Raw genomic sequence first — 22831 nt, forward strand, 5'->3', positions numbered from 1 at the left:
CGTTGCGTGGGCCTTCGTCCTTGTAATGGATTTTCAGCCCGCCGATGGTCACATAACGGCTCTGCTTGTCGGCATAGAGCTTCCGCAGTTGCGCCACGGTAAGATAGGGGGGCGCCGCCACAGCAGCAGGTGCCGTCTGTGCTTGGGCCTGCGCTACAGCCATCTGGGGCACGGTGGCTGCAGCCAGCATCAGGCATCCGGCCAGCGCGGCGCGGCCCATCTTCAGAATCGAATCCATCGGCATCGCTCTGGCCAGCCTTTCGTTTCGTGGCAAATCCTTGTCTTGCGCAGACTATCTGCGCGCCTCAGGTTTTCCGAATCCCGTGCGCGATTATCCGACTGGTGGCGAGCGCGCGTGAACGGATAGGTTGCGTGGAGATCGACGGTCATCAAAGGGGCTGAACGATTACGGCAATTCAGCAAGGCAGGACGGCTTCATGGGCATGGACAGGCGCAGCTTCACGGGCAGCATGGCTCTTGCCGGGATTGGCGCAGTGGCGGGGATTGCCAGCGCCGCGCCCGCAAGCGCCGCCACGCGCAAGAAGAAGGCGCCCAAAGCCGCGCCTGCCGCAACCTCGACCCAGCTTGATGTGATCATCCTTGGCGCGGGCATTTCGGGCCTTCACGCTGCGCACCTGCTGGAAGAGCAGGGGCAGAAGGTTCGCATCCTTGAGGCGCGCGGTCGCGTTGGTGGCCGGGTCATGACGCTGCTGGATCAGCCGGGCTATCCCGAAATGGGCTTCAATTCGATGGCCGCCGGATATGGCCGGGGCATGGATGCCGCTGCCCGTGCCGGGGTGGAACTGCAGGAAGTGGGCGCGCGCTGGCGCATGGGGCCGCCGCCGCTGCTCTATATCGGGGACAAGGCCATGACGCGCGAGGAATGGGCGCGCTTCCCCGGCAATCCTTTCCCTGAACAGTACCGCAACATGATGCCGGGCGAACTGGTATTCACCCTGATCGCCAAGAACAATCGCCTTGCCGACTGGACCGATTGGAACGCGCCGGAATCCGCCGCGCTCGATATATCGCTCCACGCGCGCCTGCGCGAACTGGGCCTGTCCGACGCCGCAATCCACCTGTGCAACGATATTGCGCCCTATTACGGCAATAACGCCTATGGGCTGTCGGCGTTGATGATGGAATACAACGATGGTTTCGTCAGGACGATGTCGGCTGCGGGGCCTGAATCGCTGGCGGTAAAGGGCGGCAACCTGCTGCTGCCGATGGCGCTGGCCAAGCAGATCAAGGGCGATATCCTCCTGAATACCGAAGTCCGCGGGGTCGTGCAGAACGGCAGCGGCGTGACCGTCCATTGCGCCGATGGCACCACGCACACCGCGCGTAAGGTGATCTGCACCCTGCCGTTTTCCGCCTTGCGCCATGTTGCCATCGAACCCGGCCTTACCGGAAATCAGGCCGAAGCGGTGGCGCAGCTTGGCTATCAGTCGATCTCGATGGTCTTCGTCACCGCCGAAACCCCATTTTGGGAGCAGGACGGCCTTTCACCCGCGATGTGGACCGATGGCCTGCTCGGCAACGTGATGATCCAGCGTTTTGGCGATGATCCGGCGCAGATCACCGGCCTGCTGGCACAGGCGCGCGGCAATCTGGCGCAGTATTGGGATGCGATGGCCCCGGAAACGGTCAAGGCGATGGTCGTTTCACGGATTGAATCGCTGCGCCCTGCTGCCAAGGGCAAGATCCGCGCGCACTCGTTCTTTTCGTGGGCGCAGGAACGTTTCAACGGCGGCGATGTGTCCTACCTTGCGCCCGGACAGGTGAAACTGGCCAACGATATGGCCAAGCCCGCCGGCGCGATCCACTTCTGCGGCGAACACACCGCCACCAACGCGCGTGGGCTTGAAGGCGCGATGGAATCGGCCGAACGCGCGGTGCTGGAAGTGCTGGACGCCTGAGGCAACCTGCGGGACTTGGCGTATGGCGGTGACAGTGCACGTCACCGATGAGCGGCAAGCATAACTGATCGATTGCTCGTTCTGCCGAGCCACAAAGCGAGAGTGTCAATGGAATACGATTACATCCCCCTGCCGCACCGCAAGCCGCTGATCTGGCCGAATGGCGCGCGCGTGGCGCTGATCCTGACGTTCAACCTTGAAACGTGGGATCTGACCAAGGACACCGACAAACCCTATTACGCAGGCGGTCCGGCCATTCTGCCCGACGTGCTGCCGGGCAACACGCCCGATTTCCCCAACTTCACCTGGCGCGAATATGGCCAGCGGGTTGGCCTGTGGCGGCTGATCGATCTGTTCGACGAACTGGGCGTCAAGGCAAGCTGCACCACCAACGCGGTCACGTTCGAACGGCGCAAGGCGATGACCGATGCGGTGCTGGAACGCGGCTGGGAACTGCTGACCCACAACTGGGAACAGGGCGAACTGCTGACCAGCTTTGCGCACCAGCCCGAAAAAGAGCGCGACATCATCCTGCGCAGCCTTGAACAGTTCGAAAAGTTCACCGGGCGCAAGAGCAAGGGCTGGCTTTCGTCCTCGCTTCGCGGAACGATGCAGACGGCAGACATCCTCGCCGAATATGGCTGCACCTTCTACTGCGACATCATGAACGACGATCAGCCCTATCTGCTGAAGACGCCCAACGGGCCAATCGTTTCGGTGCCATACAGCAACGAAATCAACGACTTCACCTTTATCACACGCAAGAACTACACCACCAACGAATACCGCGATGCGCTGATCGAGGAACTGGACGTGCTCTATGCCGAAGGGGCAAAGACGGGCCGCATCATGAACCTTGGCCTGCACCCGCACGTATCGGGCCGTGCCCATCGTGTGCGTGCCTTGCGCGAATTCATCGAACACGCAAAGTCGCTTCCCGGCGTGTGGTGGGCCACGCGCGAGGAGATCGCGGAATGGTATCTCGCCAACCACGAAAGCCACATTCCCGGCCAGCTTGAAGGCGGCGTGAAGTGAGCAAGCCCGAAACCATCCTGATCGTGGGCGGCGGCGTTGCGGGGATGACCGCTTCTGCCGCGCTGGCGCAGCAGGGCTTCAAGGTGACCCTGCTGGAATCCGCACCGCAGTTCGGTGAAATCGGCGCAGGGCTGACGCTGACGCCCAACGCGATGAAGGGCCTCGATTTCATCGGCATCTGCGAAGAAGCGGCGGCGGTCGCGGTGGAACCCACGCGCCAGCGCATCCAGCACTGGCAGGACGGGCGCACGCTGGTGGCGATGGACCGCTCTACCCAGCGCGAGAAATATGGCGCGCCCTACATCACCGTCCACCGGGCCGACCTGCATGGCGTGATGACCAGCGCGGCAGAGCGTGCGGGCGTGGAAATGATCGCCGGGGCACAGGTCGTCTCCAGCGAAGGCACCACCGTGACGCTGGCCGATGGCCGCCAGTTCTCTGCCGATGTGCTGATCGGCGCCGATGGCGTGAAAAGCGTGATCCGCCAGCGCTTTGGCGATGATGCGCCGCATTTCACGGGCCACGTGGCATGGCGCTGCCTTGTGCCGGTCACGCCCGAAATTCAGGATCTGTCAGACTTCCCCGGCATCATCATCGGCCCCGGCGCGATGCTCAATCGCTATAACGTGCGCGGATCGAAAGTGATGAACTTCGTGTTCTTCGCCCGCCAGGAAGGCTGGAACGAGGAAGGCTGGATGACGCCCGCCGACCCGGACGAACTGCAATCGATCTATGGCCACTGGTGCGACGATGCGCAGCGAATGCTGGCCGCCGCCGTGCAGCAGCCCATGTTCAAGTGGGCGATCAACGCGCGCAAACCGATGCCGACATGGGTGCTGGACGGCAACGTCACCCTGCTGGGCGATGCCGCCCACGCGATGACGCCTTTCCTTGGCCACGGCGCGGCTTGCGGGATCGAGGATGCCATCGTCCTCACCCGCGCGCTGGTGGCGGCTGACTCTGCGGCAGAAGGCCTGGCCCGCTATGAAAAGGCACGCCACGAACGCGCCACCTTCATTCAGCAGGAATCCAATGCCAATGCCGACCGGATGCAGGGGCAGGATACCGATCTGTTCGGCCTTGGCCAGATGAAGGACGAGGAATCGCTTGGCCTTTTCACCTATGATCCGAGGACTGTCGAGGTATGAGCGAGCGACCAATTCCGTTTGACGGCAACCAGATAGCGCCTGAGACGGAACGTTTCCTCGGGGAAACACACCGTCTGCTGATCGGCGGCGAATGGGTCGAAGGTTCAGGGCAGCTTGAAACGCGCGATCCGGCAACCGGTCTTGTCTTGGCAACGTTCCAGACCGGCGGGGCAGCAGAAATCGACCGCGCGGTTCAGGCCGCGCGCACCGCGTTCGAAGGGCCGTGGGGCCGCATGACCGTGGCCGAACGCACCGCGCTGCTGCACAGGCTGGCGCGCGTGATGGACGCCAACGCCACGCTGTTGACCGAACTCGATGTGATCGACAACGGAATGCCGCGCTTCATCGCGGGCCTCACCACCGCCAACTGCGTCGAGATGATCGACTACTATGCAGGCGCGGTCATGCGAATCGAAGGCACCACCATCGCCCCCCCGCGCCATATCGCGGCAGAAACCGAGGCGCTGACCTATACCCTGCGCGAACCTGTGGGTGTCGCAGGCCAGATCGTGCCGTGGAACGTGCCGCTGTCCACCGCGATCCTCAAGCTGGCGCCGGCGCTGGCCGCTGGCTGCACCGTGGTGATGAAGCCTTCGGAAGAGACGCCGCTGTCCGCGCTCGCGCTGGGGCGGATGATCCTTGAAGCGGGCATTCCGGCGGGCGTGGTCAACATCGTCAACGGGCTTGGTGCGCAAGCGGGGCAGGCACTGGCCGAACATCCCGGCGTGGACAAGATCTCGTTCACCGGCTCCACCGCCACGGGCCGCAAGATCGTGATGGCGGCGCTCGGCAATCTCAAGAAAGTCAGCCTCGAACTCGGCGGCAAAAGCCCGGTCGTGGTCATGCCTGATGCCGATCTGGCGCTGGCCGTTCCCGGCGTGGCGATGGCCACGTTCTTCCTGCAGGGGCAGAACTGCATGGCTGGCACGCGCATCTTCGCGCACGCAGCCATTCACGATGAACTGATGGAAGGCCTTGCTGCTTTCGCCGCGCAGATGACGCTGGGCCACGGCCTCGATTTCGCCACGATGCAAGGACCGATGATTTCCGATGCCCACGCCGCCAAGGTCATGGGCTATATCGATCGCGCCAAGGCCGATGGACTGACGCTGGTGGCGGGCGGGGAAAAGCTGGATCGCCCCGGCAACTTCATCCAGCCCACGATCTTCACGGGCTGCGACAATGCCATGCCGCTGATGCGCGAGGAAATCTTTGGCCCGGTCATGGCGGTGCAGAAGATCGAGACCGACGATCTGGACGCCATCGCAGCGCTGGCCAACGATACGCCCTATGGCCTGTCAGGCAGCGTGTGGACGCGCGATCTTTCTACCGCGCACCGCATGGTCAAGCGCATCCGGTCCGGCCACGTCTCGATCAACTGCCACGGCGCGGTGGGCACCAACATCCCGTTCGGCGGCTATGGCCAATCGGGCTGGGGCCGCGAATTCGGGCAGGAAGGGCTGGACGCCTATCTGGAAACCAAAGCCGTCACCGCACGGCTTTGATTGCGCGCGGGCCAGGTTGCTGTAAGGCGCAAGACATGGCCCGCAAGCATTCCAAACACGGTCGTTACGACGATTTCGATACCGCCGAAGACGAAGCCCCGCCGCCGCCCGTGCCGTGCTGGCTATGCGGGCGACCCACCGGCAGCGCGATCGTGTGGCATCACCCGATCCCCAAAAGCCGGGGCGGGCGCGATACGGTGCCGATGCACGGCATCTGCCAGCAGACCCTGACGGTGAACTTCACCAATTCCGAACTGCAGCGCATCGGCATGGACGTGCAGAAACTGCTCGACAATCCGGCCGTGCGCAAATTCGTCGATTGGGTAGCCAACAAAGACCCCGATTTCACCGCCACGATTGCAAAAAAGCAGCGGTGATCGGGCGGCTTTGACTTTCACGCCCTGAAGGCTTATGTATCACAAATGTCGATACATGGAGCGGCGCGATGCAAGTGCAGGTGAAAAAGTGGGGCAACAGCGCATCGGTGCGCATACCCGCGTCTGTGCTTGCCGCAGCATCGCTCAGGATCGATCAGGCGGTTGATGTGCGTGAAGAAGGCGGGCGCGTGATTATCGAGCCGATTGCCGAACCGCAATTCGATCTGGACGATCTGCTGTCCGCGATGACGCCGGAGACATTCCCTGACGATGTGAATTTTGGCGCGCCAGTGGGCGGTGAAGCCTGGTGAGCGCCTATGTTCCGGCTGCAGGCGATGTGGTTTGGCTGCAGTTCGATCCGCAGGCGGGGCATGAACAGGCAGGCCACCGGCCAGCGCTGGTGCTGTCCCCGCAGCGCTATAACAAGGCGCGGGGCATGATGCTCTGCTGCCCCATGACATCGCGGATCAAGGGCTACCCGTTCGAGGTGGTCGTCAGCGACGATCCGCCCAGCGCGGTGCTGGCCGACCAGATCAAGGCACTGGACTGGCGCGCGCGCAAGGCAGTGCACAAAGGCAAGGTTCCCGAAGCGATCCTCGCCGAAGTGCGCGCCAAGCTCAGAACCCTGATTTTCTAGGCGTTCCCCATCGGCGCGTTCGATAGATCGTGGCTGATGGCGGCGGCGGTGGCTTTCAGGTCTTCCAGATACATTTCCAGCGCGGCCGAAAGTTTCATCGCGGCCACGAAGAACACCATCGTCATCGCCGCTTCGAAGTGGCCGTTGCGGAAGATGGGAACCGCGATGGACGAGGTCTTGCCCGGCGTCAGGTTGAAGTGGTTGCGGCCCTGCATGGCATAGCCATCGGCGCGGATACGTTCCACATCAAGGCTGACTTCGGCGGTGGCGAGGTAGTTCAGATCGATATCCTGCGAAACGCGCATGAAGCGCAGGATCATCTCGCGCTCATCAGGGTCGGCAAAGGCCATCGAGACTTTGCCCGATGCGCTGTCCAGAATGGGCAGGGTAAAGCCGGGGTAATAGTGTTCGAAGGTGAGTGAGGAATTGGCGTGGGTGCTGTCGCGCAACATCATTTCGCGGCCCACGCGAATGGCGATCGAGACGGGCCAGCCAACGCGCGCGGTCAGCCCGACGATGTGGGGGCGGGCGACGCGGACCAGTTCATCGTCATGCTGGAATCCGGTGGCCAGCGTTTGCACCAGCGCGGTGGCGCGGTAGCGTTTGCGTGAAGGCTCCTGCTCGATCAGCCCTTCGTAAAGCAGGGTCTGCACGATGCGGCAGGCGGTGGGGTAGGGGACTTCGGCCGACTTGGCGATTTCCATCATCGACAGCGAACCGTGGCGGTTGATCGCCTTCAGGGCAGCAATGGACCGCGTGATAGAACGGATCGGAACGCCTTTTTCCATGTCAACGACTCCCCTTGGCATCTGTGCTTTCACGCAGACTGCCAAGAGAATGTCATATGACCGAATTGTTCAAGCGATTATCCGCCTGTCGGATAAAATGGTCTCAAAAACGGAACATTCAGTATGCCCGGACCTCACCAGGCGGGCACGATCACCTGCCGCACGGCCTTGCCTTGTGCCAGCTTGTCCATCAGCTCGTTGATTTCCTCCAGCGGACTGACAGAGGTCAGCAGCTTTTCCACCGGCATCCGTCCTGCGCGCCACAGCGCGATATAGCGCGGGATATCGCGCGACGGGATGGACGATCCCATATAGCTGCCCATCAGCGTCTTGCCCTCTGCCACAAGAGAAAGTGCATTGATTTCAAGCATTTCAGAAGGATTGGGCAGGCCCACGGTAACAATCCGACCGCCGCGCTTCGCTGCCTTGTAGGCATGGGCCAGCACGGCGGCCTTGCCCACGGTTTCGATCACCACGTCGGTGCCGAACAGCGCTTCGTCCTCACCCGGCGCGACCGCAGCGGCGGCGCCCAGTTCCAGCGCCAGCGCGCGCTTTTCGGGCGAAGGGTCGACCGCCACCACAGGCTGCGCCCCTGCCGCCAGCGCGCCCAGCAGCGCGGCAAGGCCAACGCCGCCAAGCCCATAGATCAGCACCGATTCGCCGGGGCGGACGGCAGCCGTATTCATCACCGCGCCCACGCCCGTCAGCACGGCGCAGCCAAACAGCGCGGCGGTTTCGGGCGGAATGTCCTTGTCGATCTTCACCACGGAACGGCGATCGACCACGGCCTGCGTGGCAAAGGCCGACACGCCCAAGTGATGATGAACGTCCTGCCCATCACACGAAAGCCGCGATCCGCCCTGCATCAGTTCGCCCTTGCCATTGGCGGCGGCACCGTTCGCACACAGATAACCCTGCCCGGATGCGCAGGCCACGCAGTGCCCGCACGAAGGCAGGAACACCAGCACCACCCGGTCACCCACGGCCAACGAACCGTCGCCCGCATCGCCAAGCGCCAGCACGGTGGCGGCAGCCTCATGCCCCAACGTCATAGGCATGGGGCGCGGGCGGTCACCATTGATCACGGAAAGGTCCGAATGGCACAATCCCGCCGCATCGATACGCACCAGAACCTCGCCGGGCTTAGGATCGGCAAGGTCCAGCGTCTTTACCTCAAGCGGCTTGTTTTCCGCATATGGCGCGGGGTTATTGCCGCTTTGGTTCAGAACGGCGGCGGCGATCTTGCGGGTGGTCATGCAGGAACCTTGCCCCACTTTTTTTCAAACGCCCACACGTCTTCGAAGCCGATCAGCGAACAGAACTCGCTGAAATCGAACAGGCCATCGGGCTGGCCGATGCCATTGTCCTTCAGATCGCGCAGCACCTTTTCCATCGCCGCACAGGCAGCAAGGCTGGTGAGCGAGGGGTAGATGGCATAGCCATAACCGATCTCGGCCAGCACTTCTGCAGGCGGAACCGGCGTCTTGCCGTGGTTCGACATGTTGGCCATGCAGGGCTTGTCGAGCACGGAGCAGGCCTTGCGCATTTCCTCTTCGCTGTGCAGCGCTTCGGGGAACAGCACGTCGGCGCCTGCCTTTGAATAGGCTTCCATCCGGCGCAGCACACCGTCCAGCCCTTCGCTTTCGCGCGCATCGGTGCGGGCGATGACCACGAAGTCTTCGCTTTCCCGTGAGTCCACGGCAACCTGGATTTTCTCCACCATGTCTTCGGTGGAGATCAGGCGCTTGAACGGGGTGTGGCCGCACTTCTTGGGGAATTCCTGATCCTCGATCTGAATCGCGGTCACGCCCGCCGCTTCATAGCCCTTCACCGTGTGATGCACGTTCAGCAGCCCGCCATAGCCGGTGTCGCCATCGGCAATTACGGCGGCATTGCTGGTGCGGACCAGCGTGGCCATCCGGTCACGCATTTCGGTGTAGGTGGCGATCCCGGCATCGGGCAGGCCATAGGCCGAGGCCGTCAGCCAGTAGCCCGTGCCATAAACGATATCGAACCCGACCTTGTTGGCGATCACGGCGGTGATCATGTCCTGAATGCCGGGAATGACGAAGAATTTGCCCGCGTTCAGCTTCTCGCGGAGGATTGGGTTGGCCACTGATTTGGTCCTTGTGTGTTGGAATGCCCACCCCGCTGCGACTAATCTCACTGCGTTCGATAAGTCTCGCTCCCCTCCCGCAAGCGGGAGGGGTTGGGGGTGGGCTTGCAGCGTTTGTACTTAAACGTTAGCCCAGCGCGGAGCCTTGGGGGCAGGCAGGCCGGTTTCGGCAAGGCAATTGGCGCGCAGTGTTTCCAGATCGGGGCCGAAGTTGAACACGCCCACGTCGCCCCGCTCGGCGCGCATCTTTGCCCGCAGCGCATCTGTAGCCGCCGCATCCACGGCGCCGTCCTTCAGAACCACGCCATAACGCAGAGCGCCCTTTTCGGTGACCAGACCCTGCGCCAGTTCCTTGGCCAGCAGTTCCGGTTCACGCTCCAGCGGATCGCCCCAGCCACCGCCGCCCCAGGTGATGAAGTGCAGGCGGTCACCCGGTTCCACCGGATAGTCCTCGATCTTGTTGCCGACGACCACTTCGGTGCCATCAGCCTTGACCAGAACCTTGCGCGCCCGCGCGCCGGGTTCACCACCGTTCACGCCCCACGGCGGCACGAACCAGCGGTCATCGTGGATGGCGATGGTGCCGGGTTCGAGGAACTTGTAGACCATGTCGATCCCGTTGCCGCCACGGTGCAAGCCTGCGCCGCCGCTATCGGCCACGGTTTCGTACCGTTCGATCACCAGCGGGAAGTAGCGTTCAAGGAACTCGTTCGGCACGTTGGTAAAGCCGGGGAACAGCGAGTGCCCATCAGGACCGTCGCCCAGCGGACGGCCCGGAATGCCGCCGAAGCCGATCTGGAACAGTTGGAACCACTTTCCGTTCTTGTCCGTGCCCGCATAGAACAGGTGGGGGCTGGACGAGAAGCCCGCAGCGTTCAGGAACTCCGGCGTCTTCTGGCCCAGCAGCCCGCCCAGAATATCGAACAGACGGCCCAGAACGTGGGTGCGGCCTGAAAGCGCAGCCGGGAACTTCGGCTTCAGCAGCGATCCTTCGGGGATGCGCACATCGATCAGGTCATAATAGCCATCGTTGAACAGGATCTGCGGATCGAAGATCATGATCATGTAGATGCCAAAGAACATGCGCATCATGTTCTCGTTCAGCAGCATGTTGATCGAGGCCTGGCTCTGCGGATCGGTGCCCGCAAAATCCAGCACCACGCGCCCGTTTTCGCGCCACATCGTGCATTTGATCTTGTAGGGGCCATAGCCCATGCCATCATCGCAGATGTAGTCTTCAAAGCTGACCTTGTCTTCGCTGATCGAGCTTTGGATCAGTTGCTTCATCGCGCGGTGATTGCGTTCCAGCAGCATGGTCGTGGCCGATGTGAACACATCGTCGCCAAAGCGCACGGCCATTTCATAGACGCGGCGCGCAGCCACGCGGCACGATGCGATCAGGGCGTTCAGGTCGGCCTTGCACCAGTCCGGCGTGCGGGTCTGGTGCATCACCAGCTTGATCAGGTCTTCGTTGTATTCGCCCTTCTTCCAGATCTTCACCGGCGGAATGCGCACGCCTTCCTGGAAGATCGAGGTGGCGTGGATCGGCATCGATCCGGGCACCATGCCGCCGATGTCGCTCTGGTGGCCGAACATCGATGTATAGGCGATCAGGCGGCCATCCTTGAACACGGGCAGCAGCACCAGCCAGTCGTTCGAGTGGCTGATGGCGCCCTGCACCGAATAGGGATCGGACAGGAAGATCAGGTCGCCGTCTTCGACGGTGCCTTCGTACCCGTCAAGGAACGGGCCGATGTACGATCCGAACTGGCCGACAATCATCTTGCCGGTGTGATCGGCGATCAGCGGGAAGGCGTCCCCCTGTTCGCGGATGCCGGGCGACATCGCGGTGCGGACAAGCGTTGCGTCCATCTCGATACGCGCGTTGCGCAGCGCGTTCTCGATGATGTCGAGCGTTACCGGATCGACGGCTACGGTGTTGAAAGGCGTTTCATTGGCCTGGATGATCTGTGCGGGCATGGTGCGGCGCTCCTTCAGGCGAGATTGATCAGGATGTTGCCGACATGGTCGACGGTGCCGGTGCAACCGGCTTCGATAAGCGTGGTCGAATCCATTTCCGTCACGATGGCCGGGCCGGGAATAATGTCTCCGGCGCGCAGCTTCGCACGGTCATAGATTACCGCAGGCACCATTGCGCCATCGGCCCACAGTTCATGGTCGCGGACCTTGGCGGCAATGGGGTTGCCATCGCCCTGTTCCAGCGCGGGGGCGGGCAGATCGAGCGCAGGCCCCATTGCCACGGCGCGCAGGTTCACCAGTTCGTGCGCCGAATCCATGTTGAACGTGAACAGGCGCTTGTGTTCGGCGTCGAAGCGGTCGGTCACGCCCTTCAATCCATCGCGGCGCAGCACTTCGGCGTCGATCGAAAGCGGCACTTCGAAGGCCTGACCTTCGTAGCGGATGTCGAGTTCGAACTGGCTGGTCACGTCGGCGTCGGAAATGCCTTCTGCGGTCAGTTCCGAACGGGTCTGCGCGGCCATTTCATCCAGCAGCGCCAGCACTTGCGCTTCATCCGTCTCGTCCACGCGGCGGCTGAACGAACGCGCGGTTTCGGTGCGCATCCGCGTCGTCGCATCGCCCAGCGCGCAGAGCACGCCCGGCGAAACCGGCGAAACGGCGGGCCACGAACCCATAAGCTTGGCCACGGCATTGACGTGCAGCGGGCCTGCACCACCAAAGCCCATCACGGCAAAGTCACGCGGGTCATAGCCCTGCTGGACCGAGATCATGCGCAGCGCGCCGAACATGTTTTCGTTCACGATGTCGATGATGCCGCGCGCAGCTTCCATCAACCCGATGCCAAGCGCATCGGCAATGGTCTGCACGGCCTTCTTCGCGCCTTCGCGGTCCAGCTTGAACGTGCCGCCCAGCAGGTTTTCGGGCAGATATCCCAGCACCACGTTGGCATCGGTCACGGTCGGCAGCGTGCCGCCCTTGCTATAGGCAACCGGACCCGGAACCGCGCCTGCCGATTGCGGGCCCACGCGCAGTGCGCCCGTCAATTCAGGGACATAGGCGATGGAGCCACCGCCTGCGCCCACCGTCTTCACGTCCAGCGCCGATGCGCGCACCGAAAGGTGGCCCACTTCGGTCGTCCGCTGGCGGCGCGCTTCAAGGTTTTCGATCAGCGCCACGTCGGTTGACGTGCCGCCAACGTCCAGCGTCAGGATGTTCTTGATGCCGCTGTTGCGGCCCACCCAGATTGCGCCGGTCACGCCGCCCGCCGGGCCGGACATCAGCAGCGACACGGGATGTTCTTCCGACTTTTCGGAAGACATCAGCCCGCCGTCGGATCGCAGCAGCGAAAGCGAACCGGCCATGCCCGCACCGCGCAGGCTATCGCGCAGGTTGTGGATATATTTGCGCATCACCGGGCGCACAGCGGCGTTGGCAACGGTCGTCAGCGTGCGTTCGTATTCCTGCATTTCGGGCAGGACTTCGTGGGAAAGCGACATCGGCACGCCGGGCATGATTTCCGCTGCCAGCTCGCCAATGCGGGTTTCGTGCGCACCGTTCAGGTAGGCGTTCATCAGGCTGATGGTCAGCGCTTCAACGCCACTGTCTTTCAACGCGGTCAACGCTTCGCGCACTTGCGCTTCATCCAGCGGGGCAATCTCATTGCCTTGCGCATCCATGCGGCCCTTGACCTCGATGGTGTCTTCCAGCGCGGCCAGCGGCACGGGCTTGGGCCACACGATCCACCCGGCAAGACCGCCGGGAACAAAGCTGCGGGCGATCTGCATGACCTGACGGTATCCGTCAGACGTGATCAGGCCCACGCGCGCGCCTTTGCCTTCCAGCACGGCGTTGGTGGCCACGGTGGTTCCGTGCAGGAAGAACTCCACGTCGGATGGGCTGATGCCCGCCTTTTCGCAGATCGCGGTCACTCCGTTCAGGATGCCTTCCGAACTGTCGTGCGGTGTCGACGGCGTCTTGTTGCGCCAGAACGCGCCGGTTTCCTGGTTGAACAGCAGAAGGTCGGTGAAGGTGCCGCCGACGTCGACTCCCAATCGGTAGGTCATGAGTTCCCCAATGGCGTTGCGCACAAGGCGTAGATCCGATTCCGCAACCAGCTTCGGCCTTGCAGGCGAAGCGATTCCGGTTGGCCAATTGATATATTCGTATAACAATATGGCAAGCTGCAATTGCGATGGACTAGCTTGCGCAGACCAATTCGGTGCCCATGACTGTTGAAGTTATCCGCCCTGCGAATTTTGCACCCCTGCCGATGGTCCATCGCCGGGTTTTGGGTCAGTAAGGCCTTCAAAGGGAGTATCGCTGTGTCATTCGAACTTGATAACCTCAGCCCGCAGACAAAGGCCTTTCTGTCCCGCCGGGCAACCGGAACCGGGCTGCTTGTTGACGGACAGTGGCAGGCATCGGCAGCTGGGCAGACGTTTGCCACGCTCGACCCGGCTACTGGTGTGGAAACCGGCAGGATCGCATTGGCCGATGCAGCCGACGTCGACGCCGCCGTGGCCTCAGCCAGTGCCGCCCTTTCGAGATGGAAAGCCACGGTCCCGGCAGAGCGTGCGCGCATCCTGTGGAAGATCGCCGATCTGATCGAAGCGAACATCGACGAACTGGCCGAAATCGAAACGCTCGATCAGGGCAAGCCGCTGTTCGTCGGGCGGTGGGCCGAAATCCCCGGCGCTGCTGCCCAGTTCCGCTTCTTTGCGGGGCAGGCGATGGCGATCGAAGGCAGCACGCTGGAAAGCTCGATCAACTATCAGCCGCAGGGCAAGCAGATGCGCACATGGACCGTGCGCGAACCGGTGGGCGTGGTTGCGGCCATCGTGCCGTGGAACTCGCCGCTGGTGCTCACCGCGATGAAGCTGGCACCGGCGCTGGCCGCAGGCTGCACCGTGGTGCTCAAACCAGCCGAAGATACCTCGCTCTCTGCCCTGCGCCTTGCCGAACTGATGATCGAAGCGGGCGTCCCGGCAGGCGTGCTCAACGTCGTGACCGGGCTTGGCGGACAGACCGGCGCGGCGCTGGCCGCGCACCCGATGGTCAACAAGATCGCGTTCACCGGCTCCACGGCAACGGGCCGCGCGGTGCTGGATGCGGCAAAGACCAATTTCAAGCGCGTGACGCTGGAACTTGGCGGCAAATCGCCCTCCATCGTCATGCCCGATGCCGATCTGGCGCTGGCAATTCCGGGCGTGGCCAATGCCATCTTCTTCAACGGCGGTCAGGTCTGCATCGCCGGATCGCGCCTCTATGTGCACCGCTCGATCCACGATCAGGTGGTCGAAGGCGTCGCCGCCTATGCCAAAAGCCTGAAAGTGGGCCACGGCCTCGCCCCCGATACGCAGATGGGCCCGGTCGTCTCGGCCCGCCACGCCGAACGGGTCGAAGGTTTTCTCAACCGTGCCAAAGCCGATGGCGCAACGATGCTCACCGGCGGCGAACGCTTCGGCGCATCGGGCGCGTTCATCCAGCCCACCGTGGTCGTTGACGTGAAGCCAGACATGGAAATCGTGCGCGAGGAAGTGTTCGGCCCGGTCCTCGTCGCGCAGGCGTTCGACGATGCCGAAGAAGTCATCGCCGCCGCCAACGACAGCGAATACGGCCTCGCCGCCAGCGTCTGGACCGAAGGCCTCAGCAATGCCCACCGCATGTCGAGCGCGATCAAGGCAGGCACCGTCTGGATCAACTGCCACGCCATGTACGATGCCTCGCTCGCCATCGGCGGCGTAAAGCAATCGGGCTGGGGGCGTGACAGCGGCAAACAGGCGCTGGACAACTACCTCGAATGGAAAACGGTCTGCGCGGTGGTTTGATCGGGTAGCAGGTGGCAGGCGCGCAAAATAGCGTCTGCCACATCATCCGCGCTTTGCAGCACATCAGCAGCCGGAATGCGGATAACCTTGATCCCCTGATCTTTCAGCCAGGCATCGCGTAGCGTGTCGCGCTGGGGCTTGCCGCCCATGTTGTGGCTGATCCCATCGATTTCGATGCAGGTGCGGGCTGACGGGCAGTAGAAGTCGAGAACATAGTTCCCGACTGGATGCTGTCGCCGGAACTTTACCGTTTCGCACTGTCGCAACCGCTGCCACAGCAACACTTCGGGCAGCGACATCTGGCTGCGCAGTTTGCGCGCCAAAGCGACGTTCCGCTGCTGCTTTATCCTTGGCAAAACCCCTCCGTCATTCGCTGGCGCGAATGCCACCTCCCCGTTTGTCCTTCGGAAAAACAGGGAGGATCAAGAGTAAACCCTGCGAAATTGGTTCTACTAAATCCTCCCCATTTTTGCGCAGCACAAATGGGGAGGTGGCAGTTACCGCATGGTGACTGACGGAGGGGACTCTTTCTCGTTACGCACCTCAATCACCGCAAGTCGGATAGTTCCGCCTTGAACGCCGCTCCCCCGCAATCGCCCGTCCATACCGATTGCTGAGTTTTCATTGGGAGTCTGCTCGAATGACAGCAGTTGAACGGTGTCAGGTAGCGATCGCGGGGGCAGGGCCGGTTGGCACGGTCCTGGCGACGCTTCTGGCCCAGGCGGGCATCGACGTGGTTGTGATCGAATCGGGCGAGGACTGCGCGCAGGATCTGCGTGCCTCCACGTTCCATCCGCCGACGCTGGAAATGCTCGATCAGATCGGCATCACCCCGATGCTTCTGGAAAAGGGGCTGAAGGCGCCCGTCTACCATTGGCGCGACCGGCAGTCGGGCGAAGTGATCGATTTCGACCTTGCCGAGATCGCAGACGTCACCCGCTACCCCTTCCGCATTCAGTGCGAACAGTACCACCTGTCGCGCGCGCTGGCTGAAGGTCTGGCGCAATATCCCAACGCCAAGGTGCGCTTCTCCAGCCGTCTGTTGACCTTCAACGATGATGGCGCGGGCGTGGACATTGCCATCGAAACCATGACCGGCATCGAGCGCCTGCGCGCCGATTATCTGATCGGTGCCGACGGGGCCAATTCGATCGTGCGCAAGTGGCTGGGCGTGGAGTTCGATGGCTTCACTTATCCCGAACGCTTCCTGTGCCTGTCCACCGAACTGGAACTGGCCGATCACCTGCCCAACCTTGCGCTGGTGAACTATGTGTCCGATCCGCAGGAATGGCTGGTGCTGCTGCGCGTGCCTTCGCTCTGGCGCATTCTGGTGCCCACCGACGGCACGCAAAGCGATGACGTGTTGCGCTCCGATGCCACCAAGAACGCCATCTTCGATCGCCTTATCGGCAATGGCGCGGATGTGGTGACCAAGCACCGCACGCTTTACCGCGTGCATCAGCGCGTGGCCAAATCGTTCCGCGAAGGCCGCGTCCTGCTGGCGGGCGATGCCTCGCACCTCAACAACCCGCTGGGCGGCTTCGGCATGAATTCGGGCATCCACGATGCCTTCAACCTGTTCGAAAAGTTGCTGCCGATCCTGAAGGGTCAGACCACCAACGACGAAGGCCTTGCGCTTTACGATCGTCAGCGCCGCACGGTAACGCACAGCTTCACCCAGACGCAGACCAAGGAAAACATGGCCATGATTAAGGGCGGGCAGGACGACGCGCACCAGCGCCGCCGTGATGCCATGCTCGAAATCAAGCAGGACGATACCCGCCGCCGCGCCTACATGCTGCGTCAGGCGATGTATCAAAGCCTTGAGGACGCCGCCGCGATTACCTGACGCGCAAGAACTGAACAGCCAGAAAAGCGCCTGTCACCAAGACAGGCCGGGGAGAAATCTGTTCAACCCCGCGCGGTGCAAAGGCGCCGCGCAACAGGAGACTACCAATGGTTGACGTTCTCGGTTGGCGCAAGCTGCTGGGCGTGATCGCCCCGTCCACCAACACCGTCGTTCAGCCCGATATGGAACGGATGCGCCCCAATGGCGTGACCAACCATTTCTCGCGCATCTATGTCGAAGACCCGCTCGCCCTGTCGAACGAGGATTTCATCGCGGGCACCACCGCCATTGCCGAAAACACGCTGGACGCGGTGCGCTCGGTGATGACATGCAGGCCCGATTATCTCGTGCTCGGCATGTCGGCCATCACGTTCTACGGCGGCGTCGAAGGCAGCCGCAAATGGAAGGCTCAGGTAGAGGAATGCGCTGGCGTCGGCGCATCGACCGGCGCGGAATCGGTCGCCGCCGCGCTGCGCGCCTATGGCAACGTAAAAACCGTCAGCTTCGTGTCGCCCTATTACCCGGTGGCCAACGCCGAAGTTCGCAATTTCCTCGAAGAATCGGGCTTCACCGTAAAGCGCGACGTGCCACTGGAATGCAAGCGCTGGACCGATATCGCCAAGGTCACGCCCGACCGCCTGCGTGACGTAATTGCCGAACTCGATGGCGATGATGTGGACGCCATCGTTCAGGTCGGCACCAACCTGTCGATGGTCGATCTGGCGGCGGAATACGAAGCAAAGCTGGCCAAGCCGGTCATCGCCATCAACACCGCCACCTATTGGCACGCCCTGCGCGCTTGCGGCATCGATGACAAGGTCGACGGACTGGGCCGCCTGCTGGCGGAATACTGATCGATTGTCTCCCGTTCGGTAATGCAAAGACCAAAACCGTCACCCTGAACTTGTTTCAGGGTCCATTTCTCGACCGATAGCCTCGGTTTGATTGGCAAAATGGACCCTGAAACAAGTTCAGGGTGACGAAGTTTGGAAAGCCGTGCGAACGGAACAAGCGCCAACACCGATCTCCGTATTTCAACACCTTACCGCCTGCCCGGCCTCTAACCGGGCAGGTAATCCGCCCATCGGATAACCCCACGACAGACCTGTTCGGCACACCGCCCCCGGTGTGGACTGCGCATCAAGCAACCGCACAGGAGATACCCCAATGGCCGCATGGCTCGTCGTGACCGCAACGCTCAAGGACCGCGACGCCTTCATGGCCTGCGGCTATTCGCAAAAGGCGGCCCAGATCCTCGAACAGCACGGCGGGCGCTATGTCATCCGTGCGCCCGGTGCCACGGTGCTGGAAGGCGAAGGGGCCGAAGGCGCATCGGTCGTCGTTTCCGAATGGCCCAGCCGCGAAGCCGCCCTGGCCTTCTACAACTCGCCCGAATATACCGAAGCCAAGGCCCTGCGCGCCGGGTTGGCCGATATCAACGTGACGCTGGTCGGCGCATGATCCGTCTGGCGCTTGCCGCGTTGGCGCTTGCTGCGTCGGGCAGCCCGGCCCATGCACAGGCCCCTGTCGCCGCATCTGCGGTGCGCGAACTTGCGCCGATCAAGGTCTGGCCCGGCACACCGCCGCTTGCCGCCGATTGGCCGGGCATCCCGCCCGCGCCCGTGGCCGAACAGACCGTCTCCACTCCCGGCGATCCGTGGGGCGAACAGCTCTGGAATGTCACCGTCCCCACCTATCAGCCGTTCCTGCCCGCAGCGGGCAAGGGTAATAGCGCGGCGGTGATCGTCGCGCCCGGCGGCGGTTTCCGCTTCCATTCGATTGAAAAGGAAGGCCGCGCCGTCGCGCGCTGGCTGGCGGATCATGGCATCGCCGCCTTCCTTCTGCGCTATCGCACCATCGCCCGCCTGCCGGGGGAAAGTGTCGAGGCGATGCGCACCCGCATCAACGCCGATCCGCGCTTCAACGATGGCGTGAAGGGCGAACCTGCCGCCGCCGATGGCACCCGGACGCTGAAGAACATCCGCGCGCGGGCCGCCGAATATGGCATCGATCCGCAGCGCGTGGGCGTCGTCGGCTTTTCTGCTGGTGGCCACGTAGCGGGCATGATGGCGTTGGAAGCCGATGAAAAGGACCGCCCCAACTTTGCCGGGCTGATCTATGGTATGCCGTTTGTCACCAAACTGCCGCCGCTGCCGCAGGCCAATCTGCCCTATCCCCCCGGCACGCCCAAAGAGGTCTGGCTGCGCCCCGCCGCCACGCCCGCACCCGGTCGTCTACCACCGCTGTTCATGGTTATGGCACAGAACGATACCGCTGCGGGTGAAGGCTTCCGCCGCTTCTACCAGACGCTTTACGACGCTGATTACCGCCCCGAACTGCACATCTACGCCACCGGCGGCCACGGCTTCGGCATGAAGCCGCAGGGCAACACCGCCGACCTGTGGATGGACCAGTTCCACGCATGGATCGCGTCCGAAGGTATGCTCAAACCAAAGGCCGCAAAATGATCGTAAAGCTCCTGTCCGGCATGGCGCTTGCTCTCGCGCTTACCGCCACCGCTGCCCCTGCCAAACCGGCAAAACCCATCTCTGCGGGCACGCGCTTCAACGATTGCGGCAAGGATTGCCCGGATATGATCGCGATTGCGCCGGGCGCGTTCACGATGGGCGCGGATGCGGGCGAGGAGGGCCGCCCCGAAGGCCCCGTTCGCCAGATCACCATCAAGCGCCCATTCGCACTCGGCGTCTATGAAGTGACCAACGCCCAGTATGCGCGCTTCATCGCCGATAGCGGCCACGTTCCGTCCAAAGGGTGCCGGTCACTGGTGGGCGGCAAGGTGGAGATCGTGCCCGATGGCGATTACCTGAACCCCGGCATGGGCGCGGGCAAGGGCGCGGCCGATATCCCGGTGGTCTGCGTATCGTGGCGCGATGCGAAGGCCTATGTCGCGTGGCTGTCGAAGAAGACCGGCCAGCCCTATCGCCTGCCCACCGAATCCGAATGGGAATACGCGGCCCGCGCCGGAAAGCCCGGCGAATACTACTGGGGCAATTCCATCGACGATGCCTGCGCCCATGCCAATATCTATGATCAGGATGGCGCAAAAGGCGGCGCGGTGCCGGTGTTCTCAACCGCAGAAGGCGCGGTGACCGTCCCCCATGCGCAGTGCAGCGATGGCCACGCCGAAGTCGCGCCCGTGGGTCGTTACAAGCCCAACCCGTTCGGGCTTTACGACATGACCGGCAACGTTTGGGAATGGACGCAGGATTGCTATTTCGCGCCCTATCCCGCCGCCGTCCCCACCGATGGCACAGCCTATGAAGTCAGCGGCGAATGCCCCCGGCGCGCGGTGCGCGGCGGCAGCTGGATGAGCGCGCCCTTCCGCAACCGCACATCATGGCGCGGGCGCGATCCCGAAGACCTCGTGACGTGGATTTTCGGCTTCCGTGTAGCACGTGATCTCTCGGCAAAGTCCAGCAAATGACCGATAGCGCAGTCCCGCTCGTCAACATCAGCCGTCGTGGCGTTCTAGCCGGTCTCGGCATCGGTGCGGGCGGGCTGCTGCTGGGCGGCCCTTCGGCGTTGCTGGCCGCGACGGGTGAAAGCCCCGCCAGCTTCGGCCCGATGCTGTCCATTGCCCCCGATGGCCTGATCACGCTGGTCGTGCCGTCATCGGAAATGGGGCAGGGCACGCAGGAGGCTTTGGCCCGGATCGTGGCCGAAGAGCTGGACTGCGATTTCGCGAAGGTCACCGTGCTGCTGCCGTGGGCAGACCCCGCGTTTTCCAACCCCGCCGCGCGCCGCCAGCTTACCGCCAATTCGATGAGCGTGACGGGATATTACGCCACCTTGCGCAACCTTGGCGCAGGCGCGCGTGCAATGCTGGTGCAGGCCGCCGCTGCTCGTCTTGCCGTACCGGTGGAAGGGCTGACCGTGAGCAAGGGCCAGATCACCGGCGGGCCAAAAATGCTGTCCTTTGCCGATGTTGCGGCCGAAGCGGCAAAGCTGCCCGTCCCGGCCAAGCCATCGCTGAAAGACCCGGCAAACTTCACCGTCATTGGCGGAAAGACCCCGCGCAAGGACTTGCACGCCAAAGTCACCGGCACCGCCACATTCGGCATCGACGTTGCCGAACCCGACATGCTGATTGCCGCGCTGGTCCTCGCCCCGCATCCCGAAGCCAGTTTCACGGCCAAGGGACTGGAAGACGCACGCAAGCTCCCCGGCGTTGTCGCCACCGCGCAGGTCGCGGGCGGCGTCGCCATTCTGGCAGACCGGTTCTGGCGCGCGCACAAGGCGGCGCAGACTGTCTCGCTCGATGTCACGGCCAGCCCCATCGCGGGGCTATCGGATGAATCCCTGCGTGCGGGGCTGCAATCGGCCTTCGATGCGGTAGAACCCGCCGCGTTCCCCAATCTCGATCTCGGTGCGTTCCCGCCCAAGATGGGGTGGGCAGACAAGGCCAAAGTCACCGAAGCGCTAGCCGGCACGGCGCGCAAGTTTGAGGCCGCCTACGCAGTCCCGCACCTTGCCCACGCCACGATGGAGCCCATCTGCTGCGCCGCGCGGGTGGACGGCACCGGCCTGCTGATCCGTGGGCCATTGCAAGACCCTGCGCTCAGCCGCGAAATGGGCGCAAGGCTCACCGGCTTGCCACTTGAAAAAGTCCGTGTCGAAGTCACCTTTCTGGGCGGCGGCTTTGGCCGCAAATGGGGCACCGATTTCGTCGGAATCGCGGTGCAGGCCGCGCAAGCCGCGCCGGGCCGATTGGTCAAGACAGTGTGGACCCGCGAACAGGATTTCGCGATGGACCAGTTTCGCCCGGCCTTCGCGGTCCGCTCTGTCGCCGCGCTGGACGATGCGGGCCGCCCCACGGCCATCCACAGCCGCATCGCGGGCGAATCCATCAACGCCTATCACAAGAAGGTGCCGCTGCCGGGCTTTGAAAAGCTGGCCGATGCCAATTCGGCGGCGCAGCTTGTCTATGGTGCTTATGCCGTTCCGCAAAAGCTGATCGAATATCACAAGACCGATCTGACCGTGCCCGTCGGCTTCTGGCGCTCTGTCACCATGTCGCAGAACGCCTTCTTTGCTGAATCCTTCGTCGATGAACTGGCTTTTGCTGCCGGACAGGATCAACTCGCCTTCCGCCTCGCCATGCTGGAAAGCCAGCCCCGCATCCGTGCCGTGCTGGAAAAGGCTGCCGCCATGATCGGGTGGAAGCCGCGCAAGCCGGGCATGGGTAAAGGCAAGGGGCGCGGCATTGCGTTCAGCTATGCCGACAACAGCTTCTGCGCCATCGCCGCCGAAGTGACAGTAAAGGGCAAGACGCTCAAGATCGATCGCATCGCCAGCGCGTTCGATTGCGGGCTGGCGATTGATCCGGTCAGCACCGAAGGACAGATTTCGGGCGGCATCGTCTTCGGCCTGCAAGCTGCGCTCTGGGGCGAAGTTCACTTTGCCGATGGTCGCCCCACGGCAGAAAACTTTGGCGATTATCGGATGCCCCTGCTGGCCGATGTGCCACCCATAGACATCGCCCTGATCCCCGGCGGCACGCGCCCCGGCCCGGTGGGCGAAGCCTCCACCCCGGTCGTCGCGCCCGCGCTGTGCAATGCCATTGCCGATGCCGGGGCCGCCCGCATTCGCGCGCTGCCTATCGCGCGCAGCTTCGAAATCTGAAGGACAC

At 63.0% G+C, this 22831-nt stretch carries 20 protein-coding genes and 1 pseudogene; 14 read left to right on the plus strand and 7 right to left on the minus strand.

All coding sequences use genetic code 11. From position 1 onward, the window contains the following. Positions 1–238: pseudogene (locus ACOVQ0_RS12005) on the minus strand (hypothetical protein); the annotation flags it as partial. A 199-nt stretch (positions 239–437) separates the two neighbouring features. On the opposite strand from ACOVQ0_RS12005, the gene ACOVQ0_RS12010 reads away from it, so the two are divergent. The 7 genes from ACOVQ0_RS12010 to mazF all read left to right on the plus strand — a co-directional run bounded on the left by ACOVQ0_RS12010 (position 438) and on the right by mazF (position 6621). Further along, positions 438–1919 carry a flavin monoamine oxidase family protein gene (locus ACOVQ0_RS12010; protein WP_421884745.1) on the plus strand — a complete coding sequence of 494 codons (1482 nt, stop codon included), beginning with the start codon at positions 438–440 and terminating at the stop codon, positions 1917–1919. A 108-nt stretch (positions 1920–2027) separates the two neighbouring features. Further along, entirely contained in the window at positions 2028–2954 is a 927-nt protein-coding gene (locus ACOVQ0_RS12015) for a polysaccharide deacetylase (RefSeq protein WP_421884747.1), read from the plus strand. After that, positions 2951–4102 carry an FAD-dependent monooxygenase gene (locus ACOVQ0_RS12020; protein WP_421884749.1) on the plus strand — a complete coding sequence of 384 codons (1152 nt, stop codon included), beginning with the start codon at positions 2951–2953 and terminating at the stop codon, positions 4100–4102. The genes ACOVQ0_RS12015 and ACOVQ0_RS12020 overlap by 4 nt, the downstream gene beginning before the upstream one ends. Next, on the plus strand, positions 4099–5607 hold the full coding sequence (locus ACOVQ0_RS12025; RefSeq protein WP_421884751.1) for an aldehyde dehydrogenase family protein: 1509 nt from the start codon (positions 4099–4101) through the stop codon (positions 5605–5607). The genes ACOVQ0_RS12020 and ACOVQ0_RS12025 overlap by 4 nt, the downstream gene beginning before the upstream one ends. 35 nt (positions 5608–5642) lie before the next feature. Next, positions 5643–5984, plus strand: coding sequence for a hypothetical protein (locus ACOVQ0_RS12030; RefSeq protein WP_421884753.1), 342 nt, complete (start codon positions 5643–5645; stop codon positions 5982–5984). Positions 5985–6052: 68 nt separating this feature from the next. Beyond that, positions 6053–6295 (plus strand): AbrB/MazE/SpoVT family DNA-binding domain-containing protein, encoded by a 243-nt coding sequence (locus ACOVQ0_RS12035; RefSeq protein ID WP_421884755.1) that lies wholly within the window; start codon positions 6053–6055, stop codon positions 6293–6295. After that, entirely contained in the window at positions 6292–6621 is a 330-nt protein-coding gene (gene mazF / locus ACOVQ0_RS12040) for an endoribonuclease MazF (RefSeq protein WP_421884757.1), read from the plus strand. Before ACOVQ0_RS12035 ends, mazF begins: the two co-directional genes overlap by 4 nt. On the opposite strand, the gene ACOVQ0_RS12045 is transcribed toward mazF, so the two are convergent. The 5 genes from ACOVQ0_RS12045 to ACOVQ0_RS12065 all read right to left on the minus strand — a co-directional run bounded on the left by ACOVQ0_RS12045 (position 6618) and on the right by ACOVQ0_RS12065 (position 13568). After that, a complete protein-coding gene (locus ACOVQ0_RS12045) occupies positions 6618–7409 on the minus strand; it encodes an IclR family transcriptional regulator (RefSeq protein ID WP_421884759.1) in 792 nt (263 codons plus the stop codon). The genes mazF and ACOVQ0_RS12045 overlap by 4 nt on opposite strands. A 134-nt stretch (positions 7410–7543) precedes the next feature. Then, complete coding sequence (locus tag ACOVQ0_RS12050) at positions 7544–8665, minus strand: zinc-binding dehydrogenase (protein WP_421884761.1); 1122 nt, start codon at positions 8663–8665, stop codon at positions 7544–7546. Further along, entirely contained in the window at positions 8662–9525 is an 864-nt protein-coding gene (locus ACOVQ0_RS12055; RefSeq protein ID WP_421884763.1) for an isocitrate lyase/PEP mutase family protein, read from the minus strand. The genes ACOVQ0_RS12050 and ACOVQ0_RS12055 overlap by 4 nt, the downstream gene beginning before the upstream one ends. 120 nt (positions 9526–9645) lie before the next feature. After that, positions 9646–11505 carry a hydantoinase B/oxoprolinase family protein gene (locus ACOVQ0_RS12060; RefSeq protein ID WP_421884765.1) on the minus strand — a complete coding sequence of 620 codons (1860 nt, stop codon included), beginning with the start codon at positions 11503–11505 and terminating at the stop codon, positions 9646–9648. 14 nt (positions 11506–11519) lie between these two features. Continuing rightward, positions 11520–13568 carry a hydantoinase/oxoprolinase family protein gene (locus tag ACOVQ0_RS12065; RefSeq protein ID WP_421884767.1) on the minus strand — a complete coding sequence of 683 codons (2049 nt, stop codon included), beginning with the start codon at positions 13566–13568 and terminating at the stop codon, positions 11520–11522. A gap of 258 nt (positions 13569–13826) precedes the next feature. On the opposite strand from ACOVQ0_RS12065, the gene ACOVQ0_RS12070 reads away from it, so the two are divergent. Continuing rightward, the gene (locus tag ACOVQ0_RS12070) at positions 13827–15332 is read left to right on the plus strand and encodes an aldehyde dehydrogenase family protein (RefSeq protein WP_421884769.1); all 1506 of its coding nucleotides are present in this window, start codon (positions 13827–13829) and stop codon (positions 15330–15332) included. Here the strand turns inward: ACOVQ0_RS12070 and ACOVQ0_RS12075 are convergent. Next, entirely contained in the window at positions 15296–15655 is a 360-nt protein-coding gene (locus ACOVQ0_RS12075) for an endonuclease domain-containing protein (RefSeq protein ID WP_421884771.1), read from the minus strand. The genes ACOVQ0_RS12070 and ACOVQ0_RS12075 overlap by 37 nt on opposite strands. Before the next feature lie 317 nt (positions 15656–15972). Between ACOVQ0_RS12075 and ACOVQ0_RS12080 the strand changes: the two genes are divergently transcribed. The 6 genes from ACOVQ0_RS12080 (at position 15973) to ACOVQ0_RS12105 (ending at position 22824) form a co-directional block, all read left to right on the plus strand. Next, complete coding sequence (locus tag ACOVQ0_RS12080; protein ID WP_421884773.1) at positions 15973–17181, plus strand: FAD-dependent oxidoreductase; 1209 nt, start codon at positions 15973–15975, stop codon at positions 17179–17181. A 107-nt stretch (positions 17182–17288) separates the two neighbouring features. Then, on the plus strand, positions 17289–18035 hold the full coding sequence (locus tag ACOVQ0_RS12085; protein ID WP_421884775.1) for a maleate cis-trans isomerase family protein: 747 nt from the start codon (positions 17289–17291) through the stop codon (positions 18033–18035). 313 nt (positions 18036–18348) lie between these two features. Continuing rightward, positions 18349–18642 (plus strand): DUF1330 domain-containing protein, encoded by a 294-nt coding sequence (locus ACOVQ0_RS12090; RefSeq protein WP_421884777.1) that lies wholly within the window; start codon positions 18349–18351, stop codon positions 18640–18642. After that, entirely contained in the window at positions 18639–19649 is a 1011-nt protein-coding gene (locus ACOVQ0_RS12095) for an alpha/beta hydrolase (protein WP_421884779.1), read from the plus strand. Before ACOVQ0_RS12090 ends, ACOVQ0_RS12095 begins: the two co-directional genes overlap by 4 nt. Next, complete coding sequence (locus tag ACOVQ0_RS12100) at positions 19646–20626, plus strand: formylglycine-generating enzyme family protein (RefSeq protein ID WP_421884781.1); 981 nt, start codon at positions 19646–19648, stop codon at positions 20624–20626. The genes ACOVQ0_RS12095 and ACOVQ0_RS12100 overlap by 4 nt, the downstream gene beginning before the upstream one ends. Next, positions 20623–22824, plus strand: a complete 2202-nt coding sequence (locus ACOVQ0_RS12105) for a molybdopterin cofactor-binding domain-containing protein (protein WP_421884782.1) — start codon at positions 20623–20625, stop codon at positions 22822–22824. Before ACOVQ0_RS12100 ends, ACOVQ0_RS12105 begins: the two co-directional genes overlap by 4 nt. Positions 22825–22831: the final 7 nt, after the last annotated feature.

Source organism: Novosphingobium sp. (assembly GCF_049240505.1).
Taxonomy (GTDB): domain Bacteria; phylum Pseudomonadota; class Alphaproteobacteria; order Sphingomonadales; family Sphingomonadaceae; genus Novosphingobium.

Excerpts from the sequence above, each read along its gene's own strand:
- ACOVQ0_RS12010 (WP_421884745.1), top strand. The coding sequence starts at position 438 with ATGGGCATGGACAGGCGCAGCTTCACGGGCAGCATGGCTCTTGCCGGG.
- ACOVQ0_RS12015 (WP_421884747.1), top strand. The coding sequence starts at position 2,028 with ATGGAATACGATTACATCCCCCTGCCGCACCGCAAGCCGCTGATCTGG.
- ACOVQ0_RS12025 (WP_421884751.1), top strand. The coding sequence starts at position 4,099 with ATGAGCGAGCGACCAATTCCGTTTGACGGCAACCAGATAGCGCCTGAG.
- ACOVQ0_RS12030 (WP_421884753.1), top strand. The coding sequence starts at position 5,643 with ATGGCCCGCAAGCATTCCAAACACGGTCGTTACGACGATTTCGATACC.
- ACOVQ0_RS12035 (WP_421884755.1), top strand. The coding sequence starts at position 6,053 with ATGCAAGTGCAGGTGAAAAAGTGGGGCAACAGCGCATCGGTGCGCATA.
- ACOVQ0_RS12045 (WP_421884759.1), bottom strand. The coding sequence starts at position 7,409 with ATGGAAAAAGGCGTTCCGATCCGTTCTATCACGCGGTCCATTGCTGCC.
- ACOVQ0_RS12050 (WP_421884761.1), bottom strand. The coding sequence starts at position 8,665 with ATGACCACCCGCAAGATCGCCGCCGCCGTTCTGAACCAAAGCGGCAAT.
- ACOVQ0_RS12060 (WP_421884765.1), bottom strand. The coding sequence starts at position 11,505 with ATGCCCGCACAGATCATCCAGGCCAATGAAACGCCTTTCAACACCGTA.
- ACOVQ0_RS12065 (WP_421884767.1), bottom strand. The coding sequence starts at position 13,568 with ATGACCTACCGATTGGGAGTCGACGTCGGCGGCACCTTCACCGACCTT.
- ACOVQ0_RS12080 (WP_421884773.1), top strand. The coding sequence starts at position 15,973 with ATGACAGCAGTTGAACGGTGTCAGGTAGCGATCGCGGGGGCAGGGCCG.
- ACOVQ0_RS12085 (WP_421884775.1), top strand. The coding sequence starts at position 17,289 with ATGGTTGACGTTCTCGGTTGGCGCAAGCTGCTGGGCGTGATCGCCCCG.
- ACOVQ0_RS12090 (WP_421884777.1), top strand. The coding sequence starts at position 18,349 with ATGGCCGCATGGCTCGTCGTGACCGCAACGCTCAAGGACCGCGACGCC.
- ACOVQ0_RS12095 (WP_421884779.1), top strand. The coding sequence starts at position 18,639 with ATGATCCGTCTGGCGCTTGCCGCGTTGGCGCTTGCTGCGTCGGGCAGC.
- ACOVQ0_RS12100 (WP_421884781.1), top strand. The coding sequence starts at position 19,646 with ATGATCGTAAAGCTCCTGTCCGGCATGGCGCTTGCTCTCGCGCTTACC.
- ACOVQ0_RS12105 (WP_421884782.1), top strand. The coding sequence starts at position 20,623 with ATGACCGATAGCGCAGTCCCGCTCGTCAACATCAGCCGTCGTGGCGTT.